Origin of the sequence: Streptomyces diacarni, assembly GCF_003323715.1 — a bacterium.
Lineage (GTDB): Bacteria > Actinomycetota > Actinomycetes > Streptomycetales > Streptomycetaceae > Streptomyces > Streptomyces diacarni.
On sequence record NZ_QOIN01000028.1, the window covers coordinates 433911 to 445449 of the forward strand.

Genomic DNA, 11539 nt, shown 5'->3' on the forward strand with positions numbered 1-11539 from the left:
GCTGATGCCCCACCCTGTTTCCGAGACCGCCACCCGCGCCGCGGTCCTCGGCTCACCGATCGCCCACTCCCTCTCGCCGGTGCTGCACAGGGCCGCCTACGCCGAACTCGGCCTCGACGCGTGGACCTACGACAGGTACGAGGTCGACGAGGAGGGCATCGCGGACTTCCTCGCCGGTCTGGACGCGCGGTGGGCGGGTCTGTCGCTCACCATGCCGCTCAAGCGGGCCGTGCTGCCGCTGCTCGACGAGGTCAGCGAGACGGCCGCCTCGGTGGAGGCCGTCAACACGGTCGTCTTCACCGGGGAAGGACGCGCGTTCGGCGACAACACCGACATCCCCGGCATGGTCGCCGCGCTGGCGGAGCGCGGCATCAGCGACGTCGAGTCCGCCACCGTGCTGGGCGCCGGAGCCACCGCCTCCTCCGCGTTGGCCGCCCTCTCCCGCGTCTGCGAAGGCGAGGTCACCGCCTACGTCCGCAGCGAGGAGCGGGCCCGCGAGATGCACGGCTGGGGCGAGCGGCTCGGAGTGGCCGTGCGGACGGTGGACTGGGCGCGGGCCGCCGAAGGACTGCGGGCGCCGCTCGTGGTGTCCACCACGCCTGCTGGGGCGACGGACGGGCTCGCCCAGGCGGTGCCCGCGTCCGGCGGCACCCTCTTCGACGTCCTCTACGACCCGTGGCCCACCCCGCTGGCCGCCGCCTGGCCCGGCACCGTCCTCGGCGGGCTCGACCTGCTGGTGCACCAGGCGGTGCTCCAGGTCGAGCAGATGACGGGGCGCAGCCCGGCCCCGCCGGCCGCCATGCGGGCCGCGGGCGAGGCCGAGCTGCGCTCCCGCACCGTCTGACGGAGGGCCGGGCGGCGGCCCCTCCGCACTGTCCGGAGGGTGGGCACGGGACCGGGCCCTCGCCACTGGCATGAAAGGATCGCATCCAGGAAAGAGGACGGGCCGCACGGCGGCCGAGAGGAGCACCGTTGAGCAGGTTGCGCTGGCTGACCGCCGGGGAGTCGCACGGCCCCGCACTCGTGGCGACGCTGGAGGGCCTCCCCTCCGGCGTCCCGGTGACCACGGACATGGTCGCCGACGAGCTGGCGCGCCGCCGCCTCGGCTACGGCCGCGGCGCCCGCATGAAGTTCGAACGCGACGAGGTCACCTTCCTCGGCGGCGTACGCCACGGGCAGTCCCTCGGCTCGCCGGTCGCGGTCATGATCGGCAACACCGAGTGGCCCAAGTGGGAGAAGGTGATGGCGGCCGACCCGGTCGAGGCCGACGAGCTGGAGCAGCTGGCCCGCAACGCCCCGCTGACCCGTCCCCGCCCCGGCCACGCCGACCTCGCCGGGATGCAGAAGTACGGCTTCGACGAGGCCCGTCCGATCCTGGAGCGCGCCTCCGCGCGCGAGACCGCGGCGCGCGTGGCGCTGGGGACCGTGGCCCGGTCCTTCCTCCGCGAGACGGCGGGCGTCGAACTCGTCTCGCACGTGGTGGAGCTGGGCGCGGCCAAGGCGCCCTACGGCACGGTCCCGCAGCCGGCGGACGTCGCGCGGCTGGACGCCGACCCGGTGCGGTGCCTGGACGCCGACGCGAGCGAGGCGATGGTCGCGCAGATCGACCAGGCGCACAAGGACGGTGACACGCTGGGCGGTGTCGTGGAGGTGGTCGCGTACGGCGTGCCCGTCGGACTGGGCTCGCACGTGCACGGGGACCGGCGGCTGGACGCGCGGCTGGCCGGGGCGCTCATGGGCATCCAGGCGATCAAGGGCGTCGAGCTGGGCGACGGCTTCGATCTGGCACGGGTACCGGGCTCCCAGGCGCACGACGAGATCCTGGCCACCGAGGACGGCATCCGCCGCGCCTCGGGCCGCAGCGGCGGCACCGAGGGCGGTCTGTCCACCGGCGAGCTGCTGCGGGTGCGGGCGGCGATGAAGCCGATCGCCACCGTGCCGCGCGCGCTGGCCACCGTCGACGTCCGCACCGGCGAACAGGACAAGGCACACCACCAGCGCTCGGACGTGTGTGCGGTGCCGGCGGCGGGGATCGTCGCCGAGGCGATGGTGGCGCTCGTGCTCGCGGACGCGGTCGCCGAGAAGTTCGGCGGCGACAGCGTCCCGGAGACCCGCCGCAACGTGCGCGGCTACCTCGACTCCCTGGAGATCAAGTGAGTGGCCCCGCGGTGGTGCTCGTCGGCCCCATGGGGGCCGGAAAGTCGACGGTCGGCGCGCTGCTGGCCGAGCGCCTGGGAGTGACCTGCCGCGACACCGACCAGGACATCGTCGAGGCGGTGGGCAAGCCGATCTCGGAGATCTTCCTCGACGAGGGCGAGCCGCACTTCCGCGAGCTGGAGCGGGCCGCCGTGCGCACCGCGCTCGCCGAGCACACGGGCATCCTCGCCCTCGGTGGCGGCGCCGTGCTGGCGGACGAGACCAGGGCGCTGCTGGCCGGGCACCCGGTGGCGTTCCTGGAAATGGGCGTCTCCGAGGCCGTCAAGCGCGTCGGACTGGACGCCGCGCGCCCGCTCCTCATGATCAACCCACGTCAGCAGTGGCGCGCGCTGATGGAGGAGCGCAGGCCGCTGTACACCGAGGTGGCCCGCGTCGTCGTCAGCACTCAGGACCGCACGCCCGAGCAGGTCGCCGACGAGATCCTCGCCGCCCTTCAGCTCCCGTCCACCCAGCCGGAGAACCAGCGATGACCACCCCTCACCCGTCCGTGTCCCGCATCACCGTGGGCGGCTCTGCGGGCACCTCCCCCTACGAGGTGCTCGTCGGCCGGCAGCTCCTCGGGGAACTTCCCCAGCTCATCGGCTCGGAAGCGCAGCGCGTCGCCGTCCTGCACCCCGAGGCGCTGGCCTCCACGGGTGAGGCGCTGCGCGAGGACCTCGCCGAGCAGGGGTACGAGGCGATCGCCGTCCAGCTGCCCAACGCGGAGGAGTCCAAGACCGCCGAGGTCGCGGCCTACTGCTGGAAGGCGCTGGGGCAGACCGGCTTCACCCGCACCGATGTGCTCGTCGGAGTCGGCGGTGGGGCCACCACGGACGTGGCCGGATTCGTGGCGGCGACGTGGCTGCGCGGGGTGCGCTGGGTCGCCGTGCCCACGACGGTGCTGGGCATGGTCGACGCGGCCGTGGGCGGCAAGACCGGCATCAACACCGCCGAGGGCAAGAACCTGGTGGGCGCCTTCCATCCGCCCGCCGGGGTGCTGTGCGACCTGGCGGCACTGGAGTCGCTGGGCGTCCACGACTACGTCAGCGGTCTCGCCGAGATCATCAAGGCGGGCTTCATCGCCGACCCGGCCATCCTGGAGCTGATCGAGTCCGATCCGCAGGCGGCCAGGACGCCCCGGGGCCCCCACGCCGCGGAGCTGATCGAACGTTCGATCCGGGTGAAGGCCGAGGTCGTCTCTCAGGACCTGAAGGAGTCGGGCCGCCGGGAGATCCTCAACTACGGGCACACGCTCGGGCACGCCATCGAGAAGAACGAGCGCTACAACTGGCGCCACGGCGCGGCCGTCTCGGTGGGGATGGTCTTCGCCGCCGAACTCGGCCGGATCGCGGGCCGGCTCGACGACGCGACCGCCGACCGGCACCGTGCGGTGCTGGAGTCGGTCGGGCTGCCCGTCACCTACCGTGGCGACCAGTGGCCCAAGCTGCTGGAGACGATGAAGGTCGACAAGAAGTCGCGCGGCAACCGGCTGCGCTTCATCGTCCTCGAAGGGCTCGCCAAACCGGCCGTGCTGGAGAGCCCCGACCCGGCGATGCTGCTGGCCGCGCACGCCGAGATCGCCGCCTGAGCAGCGCTGTCGGCCGAGGGGGCAGGCTGCTTTTCCCGGGCGGCGCGCGGTCCGTGGGAGGGAACCGCCGGGCGGCCCGGCCGCGTCGGGCACTCGGGAGCGGACCCGGCCGTTCCCACAGGGACGGCCGGGGGCGGTACCGTCAGTAGCCGAACGCACAGCATCACACCGGGCGTTGCGCGGCGACGCTCGCACACCTTGAGACGGAGTTGGGGTCCGGATGCAGCACAGCGGTGCCCAAGGCGCCCACCCAGGCTTCGGGGCGCAGTGGCCCGTCCCCGCACCGTCGCCGGGCGGTCTCGCGGCGGGTGGCTTCTCTCCGCACCCTCCGCACGCGCAGGCCCCGCCGCCACACCCGCCCCAGCCCCAGCCCCAGCCCCAGCCGCAGCCGCAGCCGCAGCCGCCGGCCCCGGGCCAGTCACCCGGCCCGGGCCGGGGGGCGGCCCCGCAGCCTCCCCACCCCCCTCAGCAGCCACCGCACCAACCACCGCTCCAGCCATCGGCGCCACCCCAGCCGCAGGCTCAGCCCCAGCCACACCCCCAGCAGCCTCTCCCGGCTCAGCCGCAGTCCGCTCCCGCGCCCCCCGCGGGCGCGCCCGCGCAGCCGGGCGGCAGCATGCCCCCGGCGGAGGCGACCGGCCACGTCAGACTGGGGCCGGGGGCGCCGGTCGAGATACCGGCGCCGGACGCCACCCCGGCACAGCTGGACGCCACCAGGGCCGCCGTCGCGGTCCTGCTCATCGGCCCGGCGGGCGCGGGCAAGACCACGGTGGCGCGGTACTGGGCCGACCACCGCGCCGTGCCCACCTCCCACATCAGCCTCGACGACGTGCGCGAGTGGGTGCGCTCCGGCTTCTCCGACCCCCAGACGGGCTGGAACGAGAACTCCGAGGCGCAGTACCGCCTCGCCCGCCGCACCTGCGGCTTCGCCGCCCGTAACTTCCTGGCCAACGGCATCTCCTGCATTCTGGACGACGCCGTCTTCCCCGACTGGCCCGTCATCGGCCTCGGCGGCTGGAAGCGGCACGTGGGCCCCGGGCTCATCCCCGTGGTCCTGCTGCCAGGGCTGGACATCGTGCTGGAGCGCAACGCGCAGCGCAGCGGCAACCGGCGTCTGGCCGACGAGGAGGTGGCCCACATCCACGGCCGGATGGCGGGCTGGTACAGCTCGGGGCTGCCGATCATCGACAACTCGCGGCAGGACATCGCGAGCACGGCGCAGATGCTCGACAACGTCGTCGCGCGCAGCCTCGCCAGCCCGGTCAGCTGGTGACCGGCACGCCCGGCCGCCCCGGAACGACCCTCGGCTGACCCGACAATCGCAATCCGCTCGCCCGCACGGCCGTGTCCGGGCGGCCCGCGCGCCCCGCGCTGCGTACCCTCGGCATATGTCCGAGGTGCATGTGTCCCGCCGCGCCCGGCTGCGCGACCGCTGTGCGGCGAGCACCGCCCACGACGGTCCCGCGGACGCGGTGCTGATCTCCCGCCCCGCCAACGTCCGCTATCTGACCGGTCGTGCGGCGCCGGGCAGCGTGCTGCTGCTCGGCCCCGACGGCCGGGACACCCTCGTCTCGACCCCCGGCCAGGGCCCTGCCAACGGCGCACACCCGGCCGACGACCTCAAAGAGATCACCCTGGAGGTGCCGGGCGCGCCCCCGGGGGCGCCGTCGGAGGCGGGGGAGGGGGAGGCGCGGGGCGGTACCCGTGGCGACGCCGCGGTGGTCGCCGCCTCGCTCGCCGAGCGCGGCGGTGCCCGCGCGCTCGCCGTGGAGGAGCACCATCTGACGGTCGCCAGGCACCGTGCGCTGACCGCCGCCGCGCCCTCGGTGGACCTGGCCGATCTCGGCCTGGTCGTGGAGCAGCAGCGGGTGGTCAAGGACGAGGAGGAGATCTCGGCGCTGCGCGTCGCCGCGGAGATCACCGACCAGGCCCTCGGCGAGCTGCTGGAGTCGATCCTGGTGGGGCGTACGGAGCGGCACCTGGCGCTGGAGCTGGAGCGCAGGCTGATCGACCACGGGGCCGAGGGCGCCGCCTTCCCCACATCGGTGGCCACGGGACCGAACTCGGGGCTGCCGGGACACCGCCCGACGGACCGGCGGGTGGAGGAGGGCGATTTCCTCTCGGTACGGCTGGGGGCGCGCTACCGCGGGTACCGCTGTCAGATCGGTCGCACGTTCGTCATCGGAACCGCGCCGGACGCCTGGCAGGTCGAGCTGTACGACGTCGTCTTCGCCGCTCAGCGGGCCGCGCGGGAGTCGCTGGGCCCCGGGGCCGAGTGCCGCGAGGTGGACCGGGCGGCCCGCCAGGTGCTGGGTGCCGCCGGGTACGGTGCGGCGCTCGGAGAGTCGACGGGGCACGGTGTGGGGCTGGAAATCGGTGAGGACCCTCGGCTGTCGCCTGAGGCCGTGGGTAAACTTGACGCTCGTGTGCCGGTCACCGTCGAACCGGGGGTCCATCTCCCGGGCCGGGGCGGCGTCCGGATCGACGACACGCTCGTCGTCCGCCCGCAGGCGGACGGCGGACCCGAGCTACTCACCATCACGACCAAGGAGCTGCTCGCCCTCTGACCCCTGCCGGGGTCGGGCCCACGGGCCGTAGGGTGCGGCAGCGCCCTGGTCTCCGCAGCAGTCTCAGGAGATTCCGCGACCGTGGCATCCACGAACGACCTCAAGAACGGCATGGTGCTCAAGCTCGACGGCGGCCAGCTCTGGTCCGTTGTCGAGTTCCAGCACGTCAAGCCGGGCAAAGGCCCCGCCTTCGTCCGTACCAAGCTGAAGAACGTCCTGTCCGGCAAGATCGTCGACAAGACGTTCAACGCGGGCACCAAGGTCGAGACGGCCACCGTGGACCGACGGGGCATGCAGTTCTCGTACATGGACGGCGACTACTTCGTCTTCATGGACATGGAGACCTTCGACCAGCTCCACATCGACCGCAAGGTCGTCGGTGACGCGGCCAACTACCTGATCGAAGGCTTCGACGCCACCGTCGCCCAGCACGAGGGCGAGGTGCTCTACGTCGAGCTGCCGGCCGCCGTCGATCTGACGATCAAGCACACCGAGCCGGGCGTCCAGGGTGACCGCTCCACCGGCGGCTCCAAGCCCGCCGAGCTGGAGACCGGCTACAGCATCCAGGTGCCGCTCTTCATCGTCACCGGTGAGAAGATCAAGGTCGACACCCGCTCCGGCGAGTACCTCGGCCGGGTGAACAGCTAACCGTGGCCGCACGCAACAAGGCCCGCAAACGCGCCTTCCAGATCCTCTTCGAGGCCGACCAACGCGGCGCCGACGTGCGGACCGTGCTCGCCGACTGGTTGCGGCTCGCACGGACGGACACGCGCCAGCCGCCCGTCTCCGAGTACGCGATGACCTGCGTGGAGGGCTACGCGCAGAACGCCGCACGGATCGACGAACTGCTGTCCACCTACGCGGTGGACTGGACCCTCGACCGGATGCCGGACGTGGACCGCAGCATCCTCAGGCTCGGTGTCTACGAGCTGCTGTGGAGTGAGGACGTCCCGGACGCCGTCGTCATCGACGAGGCCGTCCAGCTGGCGAAGGAGTTCTCGACCGACGAGTCCCCGGGCTTCATCAACGGCCTGCTGGGCCGGCTGAAGGACCTCAAGCCGACGCTGCTGCGCTGACGCCCGGTCTCCCGCCGCCGAAGGAGGTGCCTTCTCCCGCGAGAAGGCACCCCCTTCGGCTTCGGTGCGAGGCGCGAAGGCGTCTTCCGCGCGCCGCACGCGTCGGCTCCCGTGCCGCCGTATGGAAAACGGCGGTGCCGAACCGGCCGCACCCGCCGGACGTGGCCGGGTGCGGTCGGCTCGGCACCGCCGGTTCCGCCGTCTCGCGAAAGGCGCTCGACGGGAGGTGTCCTGCGGCGGGAGGCGCGCTCTCAGACCTCTTCGTGGGAGACGGCACGACGCGCGTCGGCGTCCAGGACGCCCCAGCTGATGAGCTGCTCCGTGAGCACGGAGGGGGACTGGTCGTAGATCACGGCCAGTGTGCGCAGGTCGTCCTGGCGGATGGAGAGGACCTTGCCGTTGTAGTCCCCGCGCTGCGACTGGATCGTCGCCGCGTACCGCTGGAGCGGGCCCGCCTTGTCGGCCGGCACGTGGGCGAGGCGCTCGAGGTCGAGCACCAGCTTCGGCGGCGGCTCGGCGGCTCCGCCGGGGGTGGTGCCCGGCAGCAGCTCCTGGACCGGCACCCCGTAGAAGTCCGCGAGCTCGGCGAGGCGCTGGACGGTCACGGCCCGGTCGCCGCGCTCGTACGAGCCCACCACGACCGCCTTCCAGCGGCCCTGGGACTTCTCCTCGACACCGTGGAGGGAGAGGCCCTGCTGGGTGCGGATGGCGCGGAGCTTGGCTCCGAGCTGTTTGGCGTATTCGCTGGACATATGGCTCCCCGGACGCTGGATCTCGCTGAGCGGCTGCGCCACGCGGTTCGCTGCGCCGCGCTCTTCGTAACTCACTGTGAGGTTACGCAGCGTAATGTGCCGCGTCAAGCCGAGGGGGGCCAGACGGCTGGCGCGGCCCCTGCGCGAGGGCGCCTGGGCGGTCCTGGTAGCGTGGGGCGACGACGACAAGACGTCCTTTAAGTCCCGTCCCGTGAGGCGGCCAAGGAGGTCCGATTTCCATGGACAACAGCAGCGCCAGTCTGCAACCGGCGCGCCCCGTGCTGGAGGCGCCGGACATCAAGCGGGTCCTCACCCGCATCGCGCACGAGATCGTCGAACGCGCCAAAGGCGCCGACGACGTGGTACTTCTCGGCATTCCCACCCGCGGCGTCCACCTCGCCGGGCGGCTGGCCGACAAGCTCGAGGAGATCACCGGCAGCGCCGTTCCGGTCGGTTCCCTCGACATCACGATGTACCGGGACGATCTCCGTCTGGGCCCCGCACGCGCCCTCGCGCGCACCGAGATTCCTGCCGAAGGGGTCGACGGACGCCTCGTCGTCCTCGTCGACGACGTGCTCTACTCGGGCCGCACGATCCGCGCCGCGCTCGATGCCCTGGGTGACATCGGGCGTCCCCGCGCCGTCCAGCTCGCCGTTCTCGTCGACCGCGGTCACCGTGAGCTGCCCATCCGCGCCGACTACGTGGGCAAGAACCTGCCCACCTCGCAGCGCGAGACCGTCAGGGTGCAGCTGACCGAGGAGGACGGCCACGACGGCGTGCTGCTCGGCGTCCGCGAAGCCGGTGGAGCCGACGTGGCGGAGCACTCCCGCCACGGCACCGCCCCTGCGGGCTAGTCACACCCCGACCCTCCGCGCCACACGCCCGAGACCTTCGGCCCGGCGTGGCCGCCATGCGGTCCGCACCGCGCCGCACGCCCGTGTGTCCGCTGCCGGGACGCGCCCCGCGCCCGCCGGGGCACGCACCGGCGCGAACCACAACGCGCCGCGCCGCACCCGCCCCCCGCGACGACCTCATCCCACCCCACGGAAGGCCCAGGCAACAGATGAAGCGTCACCTCATCTCGGCCGCCGACCTCACCCGCGACGACGCCGTCCTCATCCTCGACACCGCCGAGGAGATGGCCAGGTTCGCCGACCGGCCGATCAAGAAGCTGCCCACCCTGCGCGGCCGCACCATCGTCAACCTCTTCTTCGAGGACTCCACCCGCACCCGGATCTCGTTCGAGGCCGCCGCCAAGCGGCTGTCGGCCGACGTCATCAACTTCTCGGCGAAGGGCTCCTCGGTCTCCAAGGGCGAGTCCCTCAAGGACACGGCACTCACCCTGGAGGCCATGGGCGCCGACGCCGTCGTCATCCGGCACGGCGAGTCCGGGGCCCCGCACCGGCTGGCGACCTCGGGATGGATCGGCGGTTCGGTCGTCAACGCGGGCGACGGGACCCACGAGCACCCCACCCAGGCGCTGCTGGACGCCTTCACCACGCGCCGCCGCCTGGTCGGGCGGGAGGGCGCGGGGCTCGACGGGCTGCGCGTCACCATCGTCGGCGACATCCTGCACAGCCGCGTCGCCCGCTCGAACGTCCACCTGCTGGCCACCCTGGGCGCGCGCGTCACCCTCGTCGCCCCGCCCACCCTCGTGCCGATCGGGGTGGAGAGCTGGCCGTGCGAGGTGTCGTACGACCTGGACGCCGTGCTGGCCACGTCGGACGCGGTGATGATGCTGCGCGTCCAGCGGGAGCGGATGAACGCGGCGTTCTTCCCCACCGAGCGTGAGTACGCCCGCCGCTACGGGCTCGACGAGGACCGCATGGCGCGGATGCCGGACAACGCCATCGTGATGCACCCCGGGCCGATGAACCGCGGCATGGAGATCACCGCGCAGGTCGCCGACTCGCCCCGCTGCGCCGCTGTCGAGCAGGTCGCCAACGGGGTCAGCATCCGGATGGCCGTGATGTACCTGCTGCTCGGCGGCGCCGAGCCGGCGCTTTCCCGGACGGACGAAGCCCCCACCGAGACCCCGATGCCCCAGGAGAACAACTGAGATGACCGATCAGAAGACGACACTGCTGCGCGGCGCCAGGATCCTGGGGGGCGAACCGCAGGACGTGCTGATCGAGGGCGGCGTCATCGCCCGGGTCGGCCGCGGTCTTCAGGCTGCGGGCGCCGAGGTGGTCGAGGCCGAGGGGCGCGTGCTGCTGCCGGGCCTGGTGGACCTGCACACCCACCTGCGCGAGCCGGGCCGCGAGGACTCCGAGACCGTGCTGACCGGTACCCGCGCGGCTGCCAAGGGCGGCTTCACCGCGGTGCACGCCATGGCCAACACCTTCCCCGTCGCCGACACCGCGGGCGTGGTCGAACAGGTGTGGCGGCTCGGCCGGGAGTACGGCTACTGCGACGTGCGTCCCGTCGGCGCCGTCACCGTCGGCCTGGAGGGCAAGCAGCTCGCGGAGTTGGGCGCCATGCACGACTCCGCCGCCGGGGTGCGGGTCTTCTCCGACGACGGCAAGTGCGTGGACGACGCCGTGATCATGCGGCGGGCGCTGGAGTACGTGAAGGCGTTCGACGGCGTGGTGGCCCAGCACGCCCAGGAGCCCCGGCTGACCGAGGGGGCTCAGATGAACGAGGGCCGGGTCTCCGCCGAGCTGGGCCTGGCGGGCTGGCCGGCCGTCGCGGAGGAGTCGATCATCGCCAGGGACGTGCTGCTCGCCGCGCACGTCGGCTCCCGCGTCCACATCTGCCACCTGTCGACGGCCGGGTCGGTGGAGATCGTGCGCTGGGCCAAGTCCAAGGGGTGGAACGTCACCGCCGAGGTCACCCCGCACCACCTGCTCCTCACCGACGAGTTGGTCCGCTCCTACGACCCGGTCTACAAGGTCAACCCGCCGCTGCGCACCGAGGCCGACGTCATGGCGCTCCGTGAGGCACTGGCCGACGGCACCATCGACTGCGTCGCCACCGATCACGCTCCGCACCCGCACGAGGACAAGGACTGCGAGTGGGGTGCGGCCGCCATGGGCATGGTCGGTCTGGAGACGGCGCTGTCGGTCGTGCAGCACACCATGGTCGAGTCGGGGCTGCTGGAGTGGTCGCAGGTCGCCGACCGGATGTCCCACCGGCCCGCCGCCATCGGACGGCTGGCGGGACACGGCCGCCCCGTGGCGCCCGGCGAGCCCGCCAACCTGGTTCTCCTCGATCCCGCTTACCGTGGAGGCGTGGACCCCGCGGGCTTCGCCTCGCGCAGCGCCAACACCCCGTACGAGGGCCGTGAGCTGCCCGGACGCGTCACCCATACCTGGCTGCGGGGCCGCGCGACGGTCGTGGACGGGGCATTGAAGTGAGCAG

General features: G+C 72.9%; 12 protein-coding genes. 11 read left to right on the forward strand and 1 reads right to left on the reverse strand.

Annotation, left to right across the window (positions count from 1 at the left end):
- Positions 1 to 4: 4 nt before the first annotated feature.
- From DTL70_RS05255 to nusB, 8 genes are all read left to right on the forward strand, one after another.
- Complete coding sequence (locus DTL70_RS05255; RefSeq protein ID WP_114020631.1) at positions 5 to 844, forward strand: shikimate dehydrogenase; 840 nt, start codon at positions 5 to 7, stop codon at positions 842 to 844.
- Positions 845 to 972: 128 nt separating this feature from the next.
- Entirely contained in the window at positions 973 to 2157 is a 1185-nt protein-coding gene (aroC, locus tag DTL70_RS05260) for a chorismate synthase (RefSeq protein WP_114020632.1), read from the forward strand.
- A complete protein-coding gene (locus DTL70_RS05265) occupies positions 2154 to 2687 on the forward strand; it encodes a shikimate kinase (RefSeq protein WP_245979007.1) in 534 nt (177 codons plus the stop codon). Before aroC ends, DTL70_RS05265 begins: the two co-directional genes overlap by 4 nt.
- Positions 2684 to 3784 carry a 3-dehydroquinate synthase gene (aroB, locus tag DTL70_RS05270; RefSeq protein WP_114020633.1) on the forward strand — a complete coding sequence of 367 codons (1101 nt, stop codon included), beginning with the start codon at positions 2684 to 2686 and terminating at the stop codon, positions 3782 to 3784. Before DTL70_RS05265 ends, aroB begins: the two co-directional genes overlap by 4 nt.
- A 220-nt stretch (positions 3785 to 4004) precedes the next feature.
- Positions 4005 to 5057 (forward strand): AAA family ATPase, encoded by a 1053-nt coding sequence (locus DTL70_RS05275; protein ID WP_114020634.1) that lies wholly within the window; start codon positions 4005 to 4007, stop codon positions 5055 to 5057.
- A gap of 115 nt (positions 5058 to 5172) precedes the next feature.
- Positions 5173 to 6351 carry an aminopeptidase P family protein gene (locus DTL70_RS05280; protein ID WP_114020635.1) on the forward strand — a complete coding sequence of 393 codons (1179 nt, stop codon included), beginning with the start codon at positions 5173 to 5175 and terminating at the stop codon, positions 6349 to 6351.
- Positions 6352 to 6432: 81 nt separating this feature from the next.
- Positions 6433 to 6999, forward strand: coding sequence for an elongation factor P (gene efp / locus DTL70_RS05285; RefSeq protein ID WP_114015665.1), 567 nt, complete (start codon positions 6433 to 6435; stop codon positions 6997 to 6999).
- 2 nt (positions 7000 to 7001) lie between these two features.
- A complete protein-coding gene (gene nusB / locus DTL70_RS05290; RefSeq protein ID WP_114020636.1) occupies positions 7002 to 7427 on the forward strand; it encodes a transcription antitermination factor NusB in 426 nt (141 codons plus the stop codon).
- A 251-nt stretch (positions 7428 to 7678) separates the two neighbouring features.
- Here the strand turns inward: nusB and bldD are convergent, their stop codons facing one another.
- On the reverse strand, positions 7679 to 8179 hold the full coding sequence (gene bldD / locus DTL70_RS05295; RefSeq protein WP_114020637.1) for a transcriptional regulator BldD: 501 nt from the start codon (positions 8177 to 8179) through the stop codon (positions 7679 to 7681).
- Positions 8180 to 8418: 239 nt separating this feature from the next.
- Here bldD and pyrR point away from each other — a divergent pair, with 239 nt between their 5' ends.
- The 3 genes from pyrR (at position 8419) to DTL70_RS05310 (ending at position 11535) form a co-directional block, all read left to right on the forward strand.
- Complete coding sequence (gene pyrR, locus DTL70_RS05300; RefSeq protein WP_114020638.1) at positions 8419 to 9033, forward strand: bifunctional pyr operon transcriptional regulator/uracil phosphoribosyltransferase PyrR; 615 nt, start codon at positions 8419 to 8421, stop codon at positions 9031 to 9033.
- A 209-nt stretch (positions 9034 to 9242) separates the two neighbouring features.
- On the forward strand, positions 9243 to 10238 hold the full coding sequence (locus tag DTL70_RS05305; protein WP_114020639.1) for an aspartate carbamoyltransferase catalytic subunit: 996 nt from the start codon (positions 9243 to 9245) through the stop codon (positions 10236 to 10238).
- Position 10239: 1 nt separating this feature from the next.
- On the forward strand, positions 10240 to 11535 hold the full coding sequence (locus DTL70_RS05310) for a dihydroorotase (RefSeq protein ID WP_114020640.1): 1296 nt from the start codon (positions 10240 to 10242) through the stop codon (positions 11533 to 11535).
- Positions 11536 to 11539 lie beyond the last annotated feature (4 nt).

Bases quoted from the DNA above. Each gene is read 5' to 3' on its own strand.
- DTL70_RS05255 (WP_114020631.1), top strand. From the start codon at position 5: ATGCCCCACCCTGTTTCCGAGACCGCCACCCGCGCCGCGGTCCTCGGC.
- aroB (WP_114020633.1), top strand. From the start codon at position 2,684: ATGACCACCCCTCACCCGTCCGTGTCCCGCATCACCGTGGGCGGCTCT.
- DTL70_RS05275 (WP_114020634.1), top strand. From the start codon at position 4,005: ATGCAGCACAGCGGTGCCCAAGGCGCCCACCCAGGCTTCGGGGCGCAG.
- DTL70_RS05280 (WP_114020635.1), top strand. From the start codon at position 5,173: ATGTCCGAGGTGCATGTGTCCCGCCGCGCCCGGCTGCGCGACCGCTGT.
- bldD (WP_114020637.1), bottom strand. From the start codon at position 8,179: ATGTCCAGCGAATACGCCAAACAGCTCGGAGCCAAGCTCCGCGCCATC.
- pyrR (WP_114020638.1), top strand. From the start codon at position 8,419: ATGGACAACAGCAGCGCCAGTCTGCAACCGGCGCGCCCCGTGCTGGAG.
- DTL70_RS05305 (WP_114020639.1), top strand. From the start codon at position 9,243: ATGAAGCGTCACCTCATCTCGGCCGCCGACCTCACCCGCGACGACGCC.
- DTL70_RS05310 (WP_114020640.1), top strand. From the start codon at position 10,240: ATGACCGATCAGAAGACGACACTGCTGCGCGGCGCCAGGATCCTGGGG.